The 18,521-nt window shown below is 63.3% G+C and carries 18 protein-coding genes; 6 read left to right on the forward strand and 12 right to left on the reverse strand.

The genetic code is table 11. The features are described 5' to 3' along the window. The first annotated feature begins 114 nt into the window (after positions 1–114). Positions 115–450, forward strand: a complete 336-nt coding sequence (locus BMW74_RS15790; protein WP_093422875.1) for a hypothetical protein — start codon at positions 115–117, stop codon at positions 448–450. Between the two features lie 139 nt (positions 451–589). Next, on the forward strand, positions 590–1,222 hold the full coding sequence (locus BMW74_RS15795; RefSeq protein WP_093422880.1) for a flavin reductase family protein: 633 nt from the start codon (positions 590–592) through the stop codon (positions 1,220–1,222). A gap of 9 nt (positions 1,223–1,231) precedes the next feature. Here BMW74_RS15795 and BMW74_RS15800 read toward each other — a convergent pair whose 3' ends face one another. From BMW74_RS15800 to BMW74_RS15830, 7 genes are all read right to left on the reverse strand, one after another. Beyond that, on the reverse strand, positions 1,232–1,462 hold the full coding sequence (locus tag BMW74_RS15800; protein WP_093423233.1) for a hypothetical protein: 231 nt from the start codon (positions 1,460–1,462) through the stop codon (positions 1,232–1,234). 209 nt (positions 1,463–1,671) lie between these two features. Beyond that, positions 1,672–2,727, reverse strand: a complete 1,056-nt coding sequence (locus BMW74_RS15805; RefSeq protein WP_093422884.1) for an ABC transporter ATP-binding protein — start codon at positions 2,725–2,727, stop codon at positions 1,672–1,674. Between the two features lie 18 nt (positions 2,728–2,745). Continuing rightward, on the reverse strand, positions 2,746–3,594 hold the full coding sequence (locus tag BMW74_RS15810) for an ABC transporter permease (RefSeq protein ID WP_093422889.1): 849 nt from the start codon (positions 3,592–3,594) through the stop codon (positions 2,746–2,748). Beyond that, positions 3,591–4,499, reverse strand: a complete 909-nt coding sequence (locus BMW74_RS15815; RefSeq protein WP_093423236.1) for an ABC transporter permease — start codon at positions 4,497–4,499, stop codon at positions 3,591–3,593. The genes BMW74_RS15810 and BMW74_RS15815 overlap by 4 nt, the downstream gene beginning before the upstream one ends. Positions 4,500–4,651: 152 nt before the next feature. Further along, positions 4,652–5,755, reverse strand: coding sequence for an ABC transporter substrate-binding protein (locus BMW74_RS15820; protein WP_093422894.1), 1,104 nt, complete (start codon positions 5,753–5,755; stop codon positions 4,652–4,654). Positions 5,756–5,971: 216 nt separating this feature from the next. Next, on the reverse strand, positions 5,972–7,420 hold the full coding sequence (locus BMW74_RS15825) for an aldehyde dehydrogenase family protein (protein WP_093422899.1): 1,449 nt from the start codon (positions 7,418–7,420) through the stop codon (positions 5,972–5,974). Beyond that, on the reverse strand, positions 7,417–9,054 hold the full coding sequence (locus tag BMW74_RS15830; protein WP_093423240.1) for a 5-guanidino-2-oxopentanoate decarboxylase: 1,638 nt from the start codon (positions 9,052–9,054) through the stop codon (positions 7,417–7,419). Before BMW74_RS15830 ends, BMW74_RS15825 begins: the two co-directional genes overlap by 4 nt. Before the next feature lie 158 nt (positions 9,055–9,212). On the opposite strand from BMW74_RS15830, the gene BMW74_RS15835 reads away from it, so the two are divergent. Further along, on the forward strand, positions 9,213–10,094 hold the full coding sequence (locus BMW74_RS15835; protein WP_093422903.1) for a LysR substrate-binding domain-containing protein: 882 nt from the start codon (positions 9,213–9,215) through the stop codon (positions 10,092–10,094). Positions 10,095–10,271: 177 nt separating this feature from the next. Here BMW74_RS15835 and BMW74_RS15840 read toward each other — a convergent pair whose 3' ends face one another. Further along, positions 10,272–11,153 carry an MBL fold metallo-hydrolase gene (locus BMW74_RS15840; RefSeq protein ID WP_093422907.1) on the reverse strand — a complete coding sequence of 294 codons (882 nt, stop codon included), beginning with the start codon at positions 11,151–11,153 and terminating at the stop codon, positions 10,272–10,274. A gap of 115 nt (positions 11,154–11,268) precedes the next feature. Between BMW74_RS15840 and BMW74_RS15845 the strand changes: the two genes are divergently transcribed. Next, on the forward strand, positions 11,269–12,174 hold the full coding sequence (locus BMW74_RS15845; protein ID WP_093422912.1) for a LysR family transcriptional regulator: 906 nt from the start codon (positions 11,269–11,271) through the stop codon (positions 12,172–12,174). 334 nt (positions 12,175–12,508) lie between these two features. Next, complete coding sequence (locus tag BMW74_RS25240; RefSeq protein ID WP_175479236.1) at positions 12,509–12,685, forward strand: hypothetical protein; 177 nt, start codon at positions 12,509–12,511, stop codon at positions 12,683–12,685. Between the two features lie 7 nt (positions 12,686–12,692). On the opposite strand, the gene BMW74_RS15855 is transcribed toward BMW74_RS25240, so the two are convergent. Then, positions 12,693–13,589, reverse strand: a complete 897-nt coding sequence (locus tag BMW74_RS15855) for a helix-turn-helix domain-containing protein (RefSeq protein ID WP_093422927.1) — start codon at positions 13,587–13,589, stop codon at positions 12,693–12,695. A 242-nt stretch (positions 13,590–13,831) separates the two neighbouring features. Between BMW74_RS15855 and BMW74_RS15860 the strand changes: the two genes are divergently transcribed. After that, complete coding sequence (locus BMW74_RS15860) at positions 13,832–15,349, forward strand: MDR family MFS transporter (protein WP_093422930.1); 1,518 nt, start codon at positions 13,832–13,834, stop codon at positions 15,347–15,349. Between the two features lie 105 nt (positions 15,350–15,454). Here the strand turns inward: BMW74_RS15860 and BMW74_RS15865 are convergent, their stop codons facing one another. From BMW74_RS15865 to BMW74_RS15875, 3 genes are all read right to left on the reverse strand, one after another. Continuing rightward, positions 15,455–16,303, reverse strand: coding sequence for a cache domain-containing protein (locus BMW74_RS15865; protein WP_093422934.1), 849 nt, complete (start codon positions 16,301–16,303; stop codon positions 15,455–15,457). Positions 16,304–16,523: 220 nt separating this feature from the next. Further along, on the reverse strand, positions 16,524–17,369 hold the full coding sequence (locus tag BMW74_RS15870) for an ATPase (RefSeq protein ID WP_175479237.1): 846 nt from the start codon (positions 17,367–17,369) through the stop codon (positions 16,524–16,526). 94 nt (positions 17,370–17,463) lie between these two features. Continuing rightward, on the reverse strand, positions 17,464–18,471 hold the full coding sequence (locus tag BMW74_RS15875; protein WP_093422938.1) for an NAD-dependent epimerase/dehydratase family protein: 1,008 nt from the start codon (positions 18,469–18,471) through the stop codon (positions 17,464–17,466). Positions 18,472–18,521 lie beyond the last annotated feature (50 nt).

Here is an 18,521-nt window from a genome sequence, read left to right on the forward strand (position 1 = left end):
ATCGAATAATTCGATTGTTATTAACGTTATTTTGCACTTTTTAATCAATTTTACAGGCGTAGTATGAATTCCATACCCAACGCACAACACGCAAACGAACCTGGAGTACACACCATGAAAACCAAACTGATCCTTGCCCTGACCCTGTCCGTACTGGCTGCCAACACCTTCGCCGCGGATGGTTTTGACCGCACAGGTTCTGCTGTCGCCGCCGATGGCTACGACCGCACCGGTTCCGCGACCCTCGCCGCTGATGGCTACGACCGCACCGGTTCCGCAACCCTCGCCGCTGATGGCTACGACCGCACCGGTTCCGCGACTCTCGCCGCTGATGGCTACGACCGCACCGGTTCCGCAACCCTCGCCGCTGATGGCTATGACCGCACCCCACAAGGCCAGACCGTTGCCGCCGATGGCTATGATCGTACTGACTCGGCCCATTTCAGCTAACACCTGATGCTGACTTCACAGCCCGGCTTCCGCCGGGCTTAGTTGTTTCTGGAGGGGGTGTTTTATGCGGCCCCAGCGCTGGAATTAACCGCGCCCGCCCGGCACTATTGCCGCCCTCACCTGCTCAGGAATCCACACCATGTCCGACGATATCCATTTCTACGAACCGGCCCAGGGCCACGGCCTGCCCCACGACCCGTTCAACGCCATCGTCGGCCCGCGCCCCATCGGCTGGATTTCCTCCCAGGACGCCGCAGGCCGGCTGAACCTGGCGCCCTACAGCTTCTTCAACGCGTTCAACTACATCCCGCCGATCATCGGGTTCTCAAGCGTCGGGCGCAAAGACAGCCTGAACAACATCGAGCAGACCGGCGAGTTCGCCTGGAACCTGGCCACGCGGCCGCTGGCCGAGCAGATGAACCAGAGCTGCGCCATGGTCGGGCCCCAGGTCAACGAATTCGAACTGGCAGGGCTGACGCCGGTGGCGTCGAACATCATTCAGGTACCACGGGTCGCTGAAAGCCCGGTGTCCTTCGAATGCAAGGTCACGCAGATCATTCAGTTGCAGCGCGCAGACAAGCAGTTGGTGCCCAGTTGGTTGATCCTCGGCGAAGTGGTCGCCGTGCATATCGCCAAGTGGCTGCTCAAGGATGGGGTGTACGACACCGCCGCCGCAGAACCGATTCTGCGCGGCGGCGGGCCGGCGGACTATTTTCAGGTGGGACCGGAGGCCTTGTTCAAGATGCACCGCCCGGGCGCAAACAAGGCCTGAGGTCGCGAGTTACCAGAGCAACTCACCCTCTTCGTCCACCCCGCTCAGGTGGGCGAGCTGTTGCTCGGCAGCCTGGTCGGCCTCAAGCGCGGTCTTGAAGGTCTGGTCGATGAGAACTTTGTGAAAGCGCGGGGCGCCTGGTCCGCCGAGTGCCTTGACGGCGATGGCGGCGTTATAGCCGGCGTCGCCACGGACAGCGGCGGAAACGGCTTCGAACTGATCAAACTCTTTACGTGCCATGTTGTTGCGGATCCTGGCCAATGGAAAGTCGGTCATTCTAAACCCTCAACTGGCCATCTGCTGCAGGGAGCATGCCTTGAGCGGTGGATAGTCGCCCCACGGCCTCATCGCGAGCAGGCTCGCTCCCACAGGGCAATCCTGTTCACTTCAGGGCGTCCCGATATTGAAGAGACACCCGTGGGAGCGAACCTGCTCGCGAAGGGGCCCGGTCAGGCGCTGAGTACGCGGCAGGCCTCGGACGGGATGGTGACTGACACCGGGTTGCCGATGCTCAGGCCGATGCCCTGGCACGGGGTGCTCAGGGCGGTCAGCGAAACCCCAGAGCACTCGACCGTGGTTTCGATGGTCGCGCCGATGTCACGCACGAACGTCACTTTACCCAGCAACCGATTCCCCGCCGACGCCTGCGGATGGGAGAGTTGCAGGTCTTCGGGGCGCACCAGCATCTTGACCTTCTCCCCGACCACAATGCTGCTGCAAATCGGCACATGCAGTGCATCGCCACCGGGCAGGCCGACTTTGCCATCACCCAGGGCGATGGCCGGGAAAATATTGCCGGAGCCGATAAAGTCGGCCACGAACGCATTGGCCGGATGACGGTAGATTTCAATCGGCGTACCGACCTGCTGGATCCGGTGCTCGCCCAGTACCACCACGATGTCGGCCATGGTCATGGCTTCGCGCTGGTCATGGGTGACGAGGATGGTGGTGATGTTCAAGCGCTGTTGCAGTTGACGAATTTCCACCTGCATCGATTCACGCAACTTGGCGTCCAGGGCCGAGAGCGGCTCATCCAGCAACAGAAGCTTGGGGTGCGAGGCAATCGCCCGGGCAATCGCCACGCGCTGGCGCTGGCCACCGGAGAGTTTCGACACCGGACGGTCAACCATCTCCTGTAACTGGATCAGTTGCAGCAACTCCTTGACCCGCGCCTGCTGGTCCGCCTTGCTCACGCCGCGCAGCTTCAGTGGATAGGCAATGTTCTCGCCGACCGTCATGTGCGGGAACAATGCCAACGACTGGAACACCATGCCGAAGTTGCGCAGGTGCGCCGGGGTGTTGCCTATGTCGGCGCCATCCAGGCGGATCTCGCCACCGCTCAGGGTCTCGAGGCCGGCAATCATGCGCAGCAAGGTGGTCTTGCCGCAGCCCGAAGGCCCGAGGAAGCACACCAGCTTGCCCTCGGGCAAATGCAGATTGACGTCTTTTACCGCACAGGCCGCGCCGTAATATTTCTCGACGTTTTCCAGAATCAGACCAGTCATGTGAATCACCTCAAGAAATCAGAACGAAACGCCACCTTCACCGACCAGCTTCTCCAACGCCCAGATCAGGACGAAGTCGATCAGCACGATCAGCACGGCAAACGAAAACACGGTGGGGTCCAGCGATGACACGGTGCGGCTGTACATCCAGATCGGCACGGTCATGACATCGATGGTGTAGAGGAAGTAGGTCACGGTGAATTCGTTGAACGAAACGATGAACGCCAACAGCATCCCCGCCAGGATCCCCGACTTCATCAACGGCACCACCACATCGAAAATCGCCCGGGTCGGTGAAGCCCCGAGCATCCGCGCGGCCTCTTCGACTTCACTGCCGATGGAGAGCATCGCCGCCGTGCAGTTCTTGACCACAAACGGCAGGGCCAGGATCACGTGGGCAATGACCAGCCGCGAGGTGGTGATGTGGAACGGCAGGCTGTCGAACACCAGCAGCAAGGCCAGGCCCAACACCACCATCGGGAACACCAGCGGCAACGACATCAATTGCAGTGCCACCGCCTTGCCCCGGAACTCGCAACGGGTCAACGCATAGGCGGCCGGGACCGCGATCAGCGTGGCAAAGACCATGGTCAGGCACGCGACCATCAGGCTGGTGGTCATGGCCTTGCCCAGGCTCAGCACGTCACTGGAGTCGGGGGATACAAAGGTGTTCCAGGCCGCTTTGTACCACTGCAGGCTGTAGCTACTGGGCGGGAAATCCAGGTTGGAGGCGCCACTGAACGACATGACAATCATGGTCAGGATCGGCAACACCGCCAACAGCAGGATGAAGCCCGACAACACACCGGCAAACTTGCCGGTGTCGCCGGGCAGCAACGATTGGCGCTTCTTGATCAAGGTGCTCATTGCGAAGCCTCCAGCCTGCGCCGACGACGGCCAGTGATGAATTCGGACAAGGTCATGATGGCGAGCGTGGTGACAATCAGCACCACACCGGCAGCGGACGCGGCCGGCCAGTTCATCAATGGGGCGATCTGGTCGTGCACCATGACCGCCAGCATCGGCACGCGCCGGCCACCGAGCAGCAAGGGCACCACAAAGCTGCTGGCGTTGTAGGCAAATACCAGGGTGGCACCGGTGATGATCCCGGGCAGGCTCATCGGCAGCACCACTTGGCGAAACACTTGCAGGCGACTGGCCCCCAGTGTCGCGGCCGCTTCTTCGTAGGTACGGGCGACGCCGCGCATGGCACTGGCAATCGGCAGCACCGCCAACGGGAAGGCGGTTTGCACCAGCCCCATCAACACACCGTTCTGGTTGTACAACAACATGACCGGCCGCTTGATCAGGCCCAGGCCCATCAAGGCTTGATTGAGCATGCCGCCAGGCCCCAGGATCACCAGCCAGCCGTAACTCTGCAGCAACAGGTTAACCAGCAGCGGCAACAGCACCGCCGCCAGGAATACCCGACGCAGCAAGGGTGAGGTCAGGCGTGACATGGTGTACGCCACCGGAATCGCCAGCAGCACCGCGATCACCGCGCTGATCAAGGCCAGGCGCAGGGTCAGCAGCAAGGATTTGAGGTAATAGGGTTCCAGCAACTGGGCATAGCTGGCCAGGCTGAAACCGCTCCACTCCGCGCCTTTGGTGCCCACGCTCATGCGCAGCACCAGGAGGCTGGCGGCAATCAGCACGCCGAGAAACAGCATCGACGGCGACAGGAAAAGCCAGGCCCGCGTCGTCGGCGAAACGCCACGGTTCGGGCGCACGGCAGCAGCGCCAACCGGGTGGGTCAGGGGTTGGTGTTCCATAGCAATGATCTCGTCAGGGTACAACCGGGACATCATGGCGAGTGCTGCGCACTCGATCGCGGGCAAGCCTCGCTCCTACAGGGATCACCTCGCTCTTGTAGGAGCGAGGCTTGCCCGCGATAAGGTCCGAAGGACCTTCCAGCGTCATCGGATCAGGAAGAAAAGATTTCCGTGTAACGACGGATCCACTGGTCATGCACCGTCGCCAGGAAGGCGTTGTCGTGCATGATCGCCTTCTCGGCAATCTGCTCCGGCGTCAGGATGTACGGGCTCTTGCGCGCTTCGGCGGAAATGATGGCCTTGGCGTTGACCGGGCCGTTGAAGATGTCTTCGGCCATCTTGCCCTGCACCAGCGGGTCGAGGGAGTGGTTGATGAAGGCGTAGGCCAGGTCGGTGTCGCCAGGACGATTTTTCGGCATCACCGACAGCATCAGGTCCGTGTAGAACCCTTCCTTCATGCCGAAGGTGGCCCCCAGGCCATACGCCGGGTCGCGGATCTGCTTGGGGAAAAACGCCGGGGCGTAGAGGCCGCCCATGTCCAGGGAGCCGGTGCGGAACAGCTCGGCGATCTGGTTGGGGTTTTCGCCCAGGGTTACCACGCGGTCCTTGAGCTCGGCGAGCTTCTTGAAGCCCGGCTCGATGTTGTGCTCGTCACCGCCGGCCAGTTTCGCGGCGATGATGATCAGGTCCATCGCCTCGGTCCAGTTCGGTGGCGGCAGGAAAATGTTCGGCGCCAGGTCGGCGTCCCACAGCGCGGCGTAGCTGTCAGGCGTGTCCTTGACCGTGCGCGTGCTGTAGACCAGGCTGTTGCACCACAACAGGTAACCGATGCCGTGGCCATTAGCCCCGGTGCGGTACTGCTCGGGGACGTCGACCAGGTTAGGGATGCGGTTCAGATCGGGCTTTTCCAGCAGGCCCGCAGCGGCCAGGCCTTCGGCACCGACGCCGGCCAGGGTGATGATGTCGTACTGCGGGCGATCACCCCCGGCCTTGAGCTTGGCGACCATTTCCGAGGTACTGCCGGTACGGTCGGCGATGACCTTGGCACCGGTCTTGGCTTCGAATGTCGCGGCAATGTTGCGCAGCGCCGCAAGCCCGGTGTCATCGGACCAGGTCAACAACCGCAGGGTCTTGCCCTGGAAGCGTGTGTCGCTGGCATTGGCGCGAATGAACGGTACGCTCATGGCCGCCGCGGCAACCGAGGCGACACCGACGGTCTTGATGAATTGCCTTCTGTTCAGATCATGCTCGCCCATGAAGGACTTCCTCTATTGTTGTTGGTATGAGGTAACTGCATCCCTTGCGACCGCGCGATTGGATCCGCATCAAGGCCCCGGGACACAGGGACTTGAGCAAGGTTGCGGGTCCATCCTGAGGTCACGCAAAACGCGTAACAATCGAAAAAAAATCATTGGTGCCATGTTCCGCACGCATGCCTCACGACGAGGCATGCGTGCGCTGTTTGCGTGCCGTCAGAGCGCCCGGATCACGTGCTTGATTTCCTGGAACGCCTGCAGGCCCCACGGCCCCAGCTCGCGACCGAGGCTGCTCTGTTTGTAGCCTCCCCAGGCGGTCTGCGGGAAGATCACCTGCGGCGCGTTGATCCACACCAAGCCCGCCTGCAAGGCATTGGCCACGCGCTCGGCGTTCGCCACATCGGCGCCGACCACGCTGGCCACCAGGCCGAACTGGCTGTCGTTGGCCAGCGCGATGGCCTCCTGCTCAGTGGCGAAGCGACGCACACACAGCACTGGGCCAAAGATTTCCTCGCACCACAGCGCACTGTCCCGGGGCACGTCGGTGAAGATGGTCGGCTGCAAAAAGTACCCACGCGACAGGTCGGCCGGACGGCCGCCGCCACACACCAGGCGGGCGCCGGCGCTCAAGCCGCGATCAATATGGCCCAGCACGCGCTGGTACTGCGCCTGGTTGACCAGCGCGCCCATCTCCACGTCCGGGTCGAACGGGTCGGCCACGCGAATCGACTCGGCCTTGGCCGTCAGGCGCCGCAGGAATTCATCCGCCAGCTCATCGGCCACCAGCACCCGGCTGGTCGCTGAACACATCTGCCCGGCGTTGAAGAAACCACCGCCACTGGCCAGCTCCACCGCCAGGTCGAGGTCGGCATCGGCCAGCACCAGCAGCGACGACTTGCCGCCCAGTTCCAGGCTGACGCCCTTGATGGTTTCGGCCGCACGCTGCATCACCTGCACGCCCACCGCGTTACTGCCGGTGAAGGAAATCTTCGCCACGCGCGGATCGCCCGACAACGGCGCACCGACCGCCAGGCCCGTCCCGCACACCAGGTTGAATACCCCCTTGGGCAACCCGCTTTCGGCGATGATCGCCGCCAACTCCAGCTCCGGCAGCGGGGTGACTTCCGACGGCTTGAGCACCACGCAACAACCGGCGGCCAGCGCCGGGGCGAGTTTCCAGGCGGTGGTGACCATCGGGAAGTTCCACGGCACGATCAACCCGACCACACCGCATGGCTCGCGGCGCACGCGGGCGGCGAAGTCATCGCTGGGCAACTCGACCATGCGGTCCAACCCGCCGTCCATGGCGTCGGCCAGGCCGGCGTAATACTCGAAGGTAGCGATCACGTCATCGACGTCGATACCCGCTTCGAACTGCGGCTTGCCGTTGTTGCTCGACTGCACAAACATCAGGCGTTCACGACGGGCCTGCACCCCGCTGGCAATGGCCCGCAGGATCGCGCCGCGCTGGCGGCCGGTGGTGTGCGACCAATCGGCAAACGCCGCACTGGCGGCGGTTACCGCCAGATCGACGGCACGTTCGTCGCCGCCATTGACCGTGGTCAACAGCGCCTCGGTGGCCGGGTTGATGACCCGCAGGTGCTCATCGCCCGCCGACCATTGGCCGTCTATGTACAGACCGTCCAGGGTGATGGGAAAGCTCATGCCGACACCGCCTTCGTCCACTGGGTCTGGTCGATTTCGATCAGGGTCGGGCCCTGGCGATCCACTGCCGCACGCAGGGCCAGTTGCAGCGCTTCCACACTGTTGATGGCTTCTGCGGCGCAGCCCAGGCCCTTGGCCACGGTGACGAAGTCCGGGGTGTAGATGTCGACGCCCACCGGGGTGATGTCGCGGTTGACCATGTACTTCTTGATCTCTTCGTAACCCTGGTTGTTCCACAGCAGCACGATGACCGGGGTGCGGGCTTCGACCGCGCTGGCCAGCTCCGGCAGGGTGAACTGCAGGCCGCCATCACCGATCAGGCACACCACCGCAGGACGGGTGTTGCGCTCGCTGCCACCGCCCAGCCACGCGCCAATGGCCGCCGGCAAGGCGTAGCCCAGGGTGCCGTAGCCGGTGGACGAGTTGAACCAGCGGCGCGGGCGCTCCGGGTTGAACGTCAGGTTGCCGGTGTACACCGGTTGGGTCGAGTCGCCGACGAACACCGCCTCGGGCAGGACGTCCTGCACGGTCTGCAGGAACAGGGTCTGGGCCAGGGTCGGCGCGTCCCAGGCGCTGTTCAATTCGGCGCGCAGGGTCGCGGCGCGGGCCTGGCCCCAATCACTGCGGCGCTCGGCCATGGGGGACTTGGCCACGCCGTCGAGCAACGCCTGGGCGGCGTTTTTCGCATCGGCCACCAGGGCGACTTTCGGCGGATAGTTACGCACGGTCTGGTCCGGGTCGATGTCGACGCGCAGCAACGTGCCCGGGATCTCGAAGCCACCGGCGAAGGTCACGTCGTAGTCGGTCTCGGCCAGTTCGGTGCCAATGGCCAACACCACGTCGGCGTCCGCCACCAGGGCTCGGGTGGCCACCAGGCTCTGGGTCGAACCGATCAGCAGCGGGTGGGCCGCAGGCAGCATGCCCTTGGCGTTGATGGTCAGGGCCACCGGGGCATCCAGCCGTTCAGCCAAGAGGGTCAGTTCGGCAGCGGCATCGATGGCTCCACCACCGGCGAGGATCAGCGGGCGCTTGGCGTTGGCCAGCAGCTCGCTCATCCGCGCCACGGCCGAAGGCGCGGCGCCAGCGCGGTCGATGGACACCGGCTGGCTGTCGAGCAACGCGTCAGCGTTCTCCACCAACACGTCCAATGGAATCTCGATGTGCACCGGACGCGGACGACCGGCCTGGAACAAGGCAAAGGCACGGGCCAACACACCCGGCAATTCGGCGGCCGACATCAGCGTATGGGAGAACGCCGCGACGCCCGCCACCAGTGCGCCCTGGTTCGGCAGCTCGTGCAGCTTGCCGCGCCCACCGCCCAACTGGCTGCGCGATTGCACGCTGGAAATCACCAGCATCGGGATCGAGTCGGCATAGGCCTGGCCCATGGCGGTGGTGATGTTGGTCATGCCAGGGCCGGTGATGATGAAGCACACACCCGGTTTGCCGCTGGTGCGCGCATAGCCGTCGGCCATGAAGCCAGCGCCCTGCTCGTGGCGCGGGGTGACGTGATTGAGACTCGAACCGGCCAGCCCGCGATACAGCTCCACGGTGTGCACGCCGGGAATGCCGAACACCTGCTCAACCCCGTAACCTTCGAGTAACTTGACCAATACTTCGCCACACGTCGCCATGTCGTTGCCCTTCTTATTGAGTGAGACACTGGCCCCGCACGGCATTGGAGGCGCGCGACGAGGCTCAGTCATGCGGGTATTGGAACGGTCTGTGGGTAGCCGCAACAATCGATAAAAAGTCATACTCGCCATGTCCTCACCTCATGCCTTGGCGTTCCATGAAACGACTTCCTCCCCTTCCCGCCCTGCACACGTTCCTGATCACGGCCCAGTGCTGCAATTTCACCCGGGCGGCCGAACAGTTGCACATCACCCAGGGCGCCGTGAGCCGGCAGATCGCCGGGCTCGAGGAGCACCTGGGTTATCCACTGTTTCGGCGCCAGGCACGGGGCTTGAGCCTGACGGCCGAGGGGCTGGAATGGTTGCCACGGATTCAGCAGGTGTTCGGCCTGATCGATGAGGCGGTCGAACAGGTCGGCGCACACCGCGAGACCCTGCAATTGAAGGCGCCCACCTGCGTCATGCGCTGGCTACTGCCGCGCCTGCTGCAATGGCAAAAGGAACGCCCCGATGTGCCGGTGGAACTGACGACCACGGTGATGCACGGCGTGGACTTTCATCGTGAGCAGTTTGACGCCGCCGTCATGTACGGCCCACCACCGGACAGCTCGCTGAGTTCACTGCATCTGTTTGACGAGCAACTGACCCCGGTCTGCTCCCAGCCACTGCTCGACGGCTCGGTGCCCCTGCACAGCCCTGCGGACCTGGATAAGCATTTGCTGCTGCACCCCACGCGGGACCAGCGCGACTGGAAAGCCTGGCTGAACGCAGCGCAGATCAACTTCAGCACCGTGGGCAAGGGCCAACACTTCGAAACCCTGGACCTGGCCATGTCCGTGGCCTCCCAGGGCACGGGAGTGGCGATTGGCGATTGGTCGCTGATTGGCGATGACCTGAGCGCCGGCCGGCTGGTCATGCCCTTTGACTTGAAAGTCCGCACCGGACTGGCCTACTACCTGGTGTTCCCACACACCCCCGCGCCGGCACCGCAACTGCACGAGCTGCTGGAATGGCTGGTGGTACAGGCGCGGGCGCGCTGAGACTTGAAAAGCTTCGCGAGCAGGCTCGCTCCCACAGGGATTTGATGCACATCCGCCAGAGACAGGTCGGCTGATAGGCCGCCATCGCGACGGTGCGGCGAACCGACAGGCTCGCTCCCACAATGAGTCCGAGCACAACCGCTAAAAATGACCACCATCAATGTCGGGAAAAATCGGCTACCACTTCACCTCCCCCTTGGCCACCTTGGCACTCAGCTCCAACGAGCTTTCGTCCCCCAGATTGGGATAACGCTGCTTCATCGCCCCTATCAACTCGGCAGAATCCTTGGCCTTGGCGGTTTCCTCGTCAAACGCCTTGATGTAGTCAGCCGTGAACCGCACGGCAGCCAGCGAATCGCGACTGTCACCCAGAAAGTGACCGGGCACCAGCGTGTTGGGCTTGAGACGCTCAATGGTCCCCAGGGTAGCCAACCAATCGGCATGGGATTGGGCACTCTGGGTATCAGCCATCCACAGGTGAATGTTGTCGGCCACCACCACACCGCCAACCACCGCCTTGATCGACGGGATCCAGACAAAGGTGCGATCCGGTTGCGGGCCGTCCAGGCCAATGACCTCCAACGACTTACCTTCCAAGGTCAAGCGGTGGCCCTTGAGCACACCAGGCACGATGGTCTTGGCCGGCACGTCGGCGCCCATTTTCGGCCCCCAGAACGCCAGCTTGCCGTCAACGGTGGCCTTGATGTGATCCACCGTCGGCTGCGAGGCCAGCACCTTGGCCTTGGGGAAGGCGGCAGTGAGGGTGTCCAGGCCGAAGTAGTAATCCGGATCGCCGTGGCTGATGTAGATGGTAGTCAGTTGCTTGCCGCTGGCGCGGATCTTGTCCACCACCTGCTGCGCCTGGGACTTGCCGAACTGCGCGTCCACCAGGATCGCTTCTTTCTCGCCGCTGACCAGCACCGAACTCACCGGGAAGATCGCCGCCTCCCCCGGGTTGTAGACATCCAGGGTCAGCGCCGGGGCCGCGAGTGCATGGGCGCTGAAGCCCAGGGTCGCGCCGACGAGCAGCAGGCGTTTGAGTGGGGTGAAGTCGATCATGGGGTTGCTCCGTGTTCCGTTGGCCGGGTATGGCGGTGGAACAGAGCTTAGTTGCCAGACCCAGTACAAAAAATGCGATGCTGGGACATAGTTTGTTTCTGAAAGCGGGCAAATCATGGATCGTCTTCACGCAATGCAGGTGTTCGTCAGCGTGGTCGAGCTCGGCAGCCAGTCAGCCGCCGCCGATCATCTGGAGCTGTCCCGTCCGGTGGTGTCACGCTACCTGGCGGAACTGGAGGATTGGGTCGGCGCACGCCTGATGCACCGCACCACCCGCAAGCTGAGCCTGACCACCGCCGGGAGCGAGATGCTGCCCCGGTGCCGGCAGATGCTGGAGCTGTCAGGCGACATGCGGGCCGCCGTCAGCGCCCCGGACGACACCCCCCGTGGCCTGCTGCGCATCAGCGTCAGCACCTCGTTCGGCCAGGCACAACTGGCCGACGCCATGGCGGCCTACGTCAAGCGCTTCCCCGGCGTCAGCGTCGACCTGCAGATGCTCGACCGCACGGTCAACCTGGTGGACGAGCGCATTGACCTGGCGATCCGCACCAGCAATGACCTGGACCCGAACCTGATCGCCCGGCGCCTGACCGTCTGCCGTTCGCTGATCTGCGCCTCCCCCGCCTACCTGCGCGAACATCCGGCTCCGCAACGGGTGGAGGACCTGCGCCTGCACAACTGCCTGACCCATTCTTACTTCGGCAAGAGCCTGTGGCACTTCGAACAGGACGGCGAACACGTCTCGGTGCCGGTGCAGGGCAACATCAGCGCCAACGAAGCCAGCACCCTGATGCGCGCCGCGATGGCGGGTGCCGGTGTGGCCATGCTGCCCAGCTACCAAGCCTTCGAGCCGATCCACAGCGGCGAACTGGTGCGCCTGCTGCCCAACGCCGAGCCACGGCAAATGAACATGTACGCGGTCTACGCCTCGCGCAAACACATGCCGCCTGCCCTGCGCAGCCTGCTGGACTTCCTGGTGGTGAGGTTTCCCGCGACGCCGGCGTGGGATGCGGGGCTGTAGACCCCGTAGGAGCGAGGCTTGCCCTAATGCCAGTCAGTTAAGCGAAACCCACGTGGGAGCGAGCCTGCTCGCGATAGCAGTAGGTCAGTCAACGGAGATGTTGGCTGTGTTGCCGTCTTCGCGAGCAGGCTCGCTCCCACAGGTTTGGCGCCTTAACTGACTGGCATTAAGGCTTGCCCGCGAACAGGGCTACGGTGAATGAGCCAGAGGATCAGGTTGGCATTGCCGACACCTTCGCGGACAAGCCCCGCGCCTACAGGGCTGTGTGGCAACCTGGCCCACCTGGCCTATGCTGAAAGTAATACCCATGGGTATGGGTTCAGAGGCCAGCGCCATGAGCATTAAGACAAGAAGATACCTCGCGGTCTTTTTCACCTGCACCGCCGCGTTGGCGCTGTACGGCACGGCTGCCTACCGCGTTGAACAGGCCCGGCAACTGCCACGCGAGTACGCCAGTTGCAACTTCGAGCGTTGTATCCCACACAACGCCACCCTGAATGCCCTCAGGTAGCGAGCGCTTAAACCTCGCCGTCCTGCTCGGCCTTCAAGCGATCCCGAAACGCCTTGGGCGAGATCCCGACGCGACGGCGAAACAATCGAGTGAAATTGGTCGGATCGGAAAAGCCCAGCATCTCGGACATCTCATAGATGGTCATCCCGGTATAGGTCAGCAGGCGCTTGGCCTCCAGTAACTGGCGCTCGTGCATGATCTGCAACGCCGGTTGCCCTCCCAGTTCACGGCAGATGCCATTGAGGTGGGAGACCGAGATCCCCAGGCGATGCGCCAGGTCCTCGACCTTTACATGCTGGCGGTAGGTCTCCTCGACCCATTGAATGAAGCCATTGAAGTACACCCGTGCCCGCTGCGGCCGCTGGCAGGCGCTGCGACGCTGCAGCGCCTGGCGGCTGACCCAGACCATGATCGCGCTGACCAGCGCGTGCATGAGCATTTCCCGGGCCGGTTGGTGCCCGACGTATTCGCGCTGCAAGGCGCTGAACAGGCTGTGCAGATAGGTCGCGTCGTCCCCCGCCAGGTAGCTTTCGGCCAACGCCTGGGCATTCAACGCACTCCCCAGTTGCCCTTGCAACTGAGCGAGCAGCGGCGCCGCCAGCGTGACGACAAAGCCTCGTGCATCCTCGCTCAGGCGAAAGCCATGCACCGACATCGCGGGCAGGACCTGGATCGCCGGGGCGTTCAACGGCGTGCTCTGGTCATCGATTTCAAACTGCGCCTGGCCCTCGGACAGAAACAGCAACTGGCAGAGGTCAGCGTAGCGCTGCGGCTTGGTTTGCCAGTGGGGCTCGCCGCTGCCCGCGGTGATTGCCTGGCAATGCAGCAGGTCCGGGGTCGGCCACTCCTGGCTTTCGCCCAAGGGTGTGAAGGCTGGCGTCAAAAGAGGGACAGGCTTGTTCATAGCGTCAATCCAGACCTCGGCGAAACGGGCGAGAGTCACCCTTGTTGGCGGAATGTTCAGGAAACAGCAGTGTTCACCGGCCATTGACCGGTCCACAAGTGAAAAATGCAACGACTGGGTACAGCTCGTCTTGGCGCTGGGTATCTTACGAGGCTATCGAATAGCCTGCTATCGACTTACACTCACCGACATTCCCGCTCGCCCCTTCCTCGCGAGTCAATCCGCGCCCACAGGTTTTACCCGTGCCCCATCTGAACCCGCCTGACCTTCCCAAACCGGCCATCCGCAGTGTGCTGATCGCCTTGATGCTGGCGATTTTCCTCGGTGCCCTGGACCAAACCATCGTCGCCGTATCGATGCCGGCGATTTCCGCGCAGTTCAAGGACGTCAGCCTGCTGGCCTGGGTGATCTCCGGCTACATGGTGGCGATGACCGTCGCCGTGCCGATCTACGGCAAGCTGGGCGATCTCTATGGGCGGCGCACGCTGATGCTGTTCGGCATGGGCCTGTTCACCCTGGCGTCGGTGTTCTGCGGCATGGCCCAAAGCATGGAGCAACTGGTCCTGGCCAGGATCATCCAGGGCATTGGCGCGGGCGGGATGATTTCGGTCAGCCAGGCCATCATCGGTGACATCGTGCCGCCCCGTGAACGCGGGCGTTACCAGGGTTACTTCAGCAGCATGTATGCCGTGGCCAGCGTGGCCGGACCGGTGCTCGGCGGCTACATGACCGAGTACCTGTCGTGGCGCTGGGTGTTCCTGATCAATGTGCCCCTGGGTCTCGGGGCCTGGCTGGTGGCCAACCGTACGCTGGTGGGGCTGCCGGTGCCGCAGCGCAAACCGGTGATCGATTACCTGGGCACGATGCTGATGATCATCGGCCTCACGGCCCTGCTGCTGGGCATTACCCAAGTCGGTCAGGGCCTGGCCTGGCGCAGCCCCGAGGTGGTCGGCCTGCTGGCCGGCGCGGTGCTGACCCTGGCGCTGTTCGTCTGGCATGAACGCCGGGCCCGCGAGCCGCTGCTGCCGATGCACCTGTTCGCCAACCGCAACGCAGTGTTGTGCTGGTGCACGATCTTCTTCACCAGCTTCCAGGCCATTTCGCTGATCGTGCTGATACCGCTGCGCTTCCAGAGCGTCACCGGCGGCGGTGCCGACAGCGCCGCGCTGCACCTGTTGCCGCTGGCCATGGGCTTGCCGATCGGGGCTTACTTCGCCGGACGCCGAACCTCGGTGACCGGGCGCTACAAACCGATGATCCTGATCGGCGCGCTGCTGATGCCGTTCTCCATCCTCGACATGGCCTTCAGTGCACCGCAAGCGACCCTGCTGAGCAGTGCGTTCATGCTCCTGAGCGGGATCGCCAGCGGCATGCAGTTCCCGACTTCGCTGGTGGGTACGCAAAACGCGGTGGAGCAACGGGATATCGGCGTCGCCACCAGCACCACCAACCTGTTCCGCGCCCTGGGCGGCGCAGTGGGGGTGGCCTTGATGTCGGCGTTGCTCCTGGCGTTGCTGCAGGATTCGAGCTTCGCCCATCTGAGCGGTTCGGCGCTGATCGGTGAAGGTCATTCGGGGAACGTGCTGCTCGATGGGTTGAATGCCGCGGCGGGGGATGAGCAGAACGCCTTGCGCGGCGAATTGCTGCTGACCTTCCGCCATCTGCTGATGGTCAGCGCGGCGGTGTCGTTGCTGGGGTTGGCCGCGGCGATTGCGATGCCGAACCGGCTGCTGCGTGGGCGCGAGCATAATGCCCGGTGAATGAACTGTGGGAGCGAGACCGCTTTCGCGAGCAGGCTCGCTCCCACAACTACAGCTACAGCTACAGCTACAGCTACAGCTACAGCTACAGCTACAGCTATCGCCTCAAGGGCTGTAGTACCCCACCGCCACCAGCAGGTTGCCGGCCTTTTTCAGGTAGGCGTGCTTGTCTTCCACCTTGCCGGTGACCGGGTTTTTCCAGCGGTATTGGTACTCGCCCTGGTCCTGCTTGGCCATCATGGCCAGGATCGGCTCGCCGACGGGTTTGCCGTCCGGGTCCTTGATCTTGCCGAAGTCGGCGTTGATCAAGCGCAGATTGGTGCCGTGGGCCACGTAGCGCTGGGTGTCCAGGTTGACCACGAACACATACAGGTCATCTTGCAGGAAGCCGCCTTGCAGCGAGTTGATCGCGGCCAGCGTGCCCTTCTCGTCCTTGCCCAGGTCGGCTGCCGCCTTGTCGAGCAAGGCCTTGGCCTGCTCCGCCGACGCCCTTGGCAGGTAGTAACCGACGGCCAGGATCCGATCACCGATGCGCTGGTAGTACACGTGCTTGCGCTCCACCTTGCCGTCGGCCCAGTTCTGCCAGCGGTACTCGGCTTCCTGGATACCGTTACCCTCGGGCACCAGCAGGGCATGTTTGAAGGCTTGCTGCAGGTCCGGGCCGAGGACTTCGGAGACATCACGCCCGATCAGCGCCGAGGACGGGCCGCCGCTGGCCAGCATGGTGCCCTTGGTGTCGACCACGAACACGTACTTGTCCTTATCCACGAACTCACCCTGGCGACTGAACACGGCGAACGCCTTGTCGCCGTTGTCGTGGTAATAGGCCAGGGCCTTTTCCAGCAGCTTCAACGCGCCCTGATCGTCAGCCTCAGGCTTTGCGGCGGCGTGAACCGGGCCCAGGCACAACACCAGCAGCCAGCCCAGCAAGGTGGTCCTTTGCACAAACCCCATGGTGCGTCCCTCGTTCTTGTTGATGTTTCAAGAGCGTAGACGGCTTGCGGATATGTACGAGTTTACGGTGGTTACCTTTAACACTCTGTGGGAGCGGGCTTGCTCGCGAAGGCGGTGGATCAGTCGATATCAATGTCGGCTGACAGATCGCCTTCGCGAGCAAGCCCGCTCCCACGGGGGATCTCCATTGTTTGCCTCTAACCGCCCGGCTGTCGGTCGATCAAGGGCGAGCACTGATCTGCTGTTGCAGGTTCTGGATCTGGCTCTGCAGGGTGGTGATGTTGCGCGTGACCTGGCCACGGAACGCATCGAACTCAGCCACATTGGCGCCGCCTGGCGAGGACGCAGGGCGGTTGTCCTGCTCGCTCTTGAGCACCATCAACTCTTGCTCCAGGCGCTCGATGGCCACGCTGGGGTTGCCTTGTTTCTTCAGGGCGGCGATGTCGGCGCCGAGGCTCTTGAGTTGGGCGTCGAGCTTGCTGGTATCGGCCGGGGTGTTCTTCAGCGCGGCCAGTTCAGTGCTCAGGCTCTTCACGTCGGCTTGCAGCTGCGCATTGATGGCGTGCTGCTCGGTGCTCTGGGCGGCGATCTGGGCCAGGCGTTTATCCAGCTCGGTGGCTTGCCCGGCCACGCCCTGCTGCTGTTGATTCTGCTCCAGCAACTTGCTTTCCAACTGCTTGACCTGCAGCTTGAGCGCCTCGCTGTCGCTGACCACGCTCGACTGGCTGGCGACCACCTTGCCGGAAATATCCTGCAACCGTCCGGCCGCGTCCTCACTGATACGGGCGAAGCTTTCCTGGGTGGCCACCAGTTGCTGCTCCATCAGGGTGATCTGCTGGAAGCTCCACCAGGCCAGTCCCATGAAGGCAAAGAACAAGGCGCCGACCAGTGCCCACAACGGCCCGGTACTCGGGCCCTTGGCCTTGGCCACCGGCACCGCGCGCGCCTGCACCCGGGTGCGCTCGCGGACCGGGGCTGGCGGTTCGAAATCATCGTGATCGTGGATGTCGGCACGCAGGCTGGGAACATCATCGAAGTCGTCGTTGGCATCGTTACGCATGGACATGGGTCAACCTTTCAAAACCACAGTGATGGCTAAATTGCGCCGAGTATAAACTGCTTGCCCGGCGCATTGATCGACCCTGAGCCCGGCACTCGGTTCAGTGCGACGTGTGTGCTGCCATGTCCTGGGCCTTCCACCAGCCACAGAATTCGTCCAGCGCGGCCCACACGCTGACCTTCGGGTCATAGTCCAGGTACTGCCGGGCTCGGCTGATATCCAGGGTGAAGTTTTTGTTCATGACCTGCATGCCCAGTCGCGACAGGGTGGGTTCCGGACGCCCCGGCCAGAGTGCGCACACGCCCTCGTTCAACGCCGCGACGCTGTAGGCCAAGCCGTAGGAACGGTAGCGTGTCACCTGTGGGACTTCCATCTGGCGCATCACGTAATTGACCACGTCCCACAACGGGACGGGGGTGCCGTTGCTGATGTTGTAGACCTTGCCCAGCGCCGATCCCGTGGCCAGCAGGCAACTGAGCATGGCTTCGTTGAGGTTCTGCACGCTGGTGAAGTCGACCTTGTTCAAGCCGTTCCCGACAATCGCCAGCCGCCCTTTACGCTGCATCTTCAGCAACCGCGGGAAGATGCTCATGTCACCGGCCCCGGTCACGAAGCGCGGGCGCAGCGCCAGCACTTCCAGGCCAAATTCCTGGGCCCCGAAGACCTTTTGCTCGGCCAGGTACTTGGTGGCGGCATAGGGGTGCTTGAAGCGCTTGGGCACTTGCTCTTCGGTCAGCCCCAGGTGGTCGCGGCCATCGAAGTAGACCGAGGGCGAGGACAAATGCACCAGGCGCGGGACGTTCTGCTTGAGGCAGGCTTCGACCACGTTTTCGGTGACCAGCACGTTGCCCTGATGGAAGTCCTGGTAGCGGCCCCACACACCCACCGCGCCGGCGCAATGCACCACCGCGTCGACGTCCACGCACAGGTCGTGCACCAACTGGGCATCGGTCAGGTCGCCCGGCACGAACTGCGCGCCGCGCCGCACCAGGTGCTCGACGCTTTCGGCCCGGCGCCCGTTGACCCTCACGTCCAGGCCCTGCTCCAGGGCGAACCGCGCAAAGCGCCCGCCGATGAAGCCGCTTGCGCCGGTGACCAGAATTTTCATGTCGTGCTCCGCTGTGTTTCGTGATGACGTCGTTCGTGAAGTCTTGACGC

This window comes from Pseudomonas sp. ok272 (genome assembly GCF_900109995.1).
Classification (GTDB): Bacteria; Pseudomonadota; Gammaproteobacteria; order Pseudomonadales; family Pseudomonadaceae; genus Aquipseudomonas.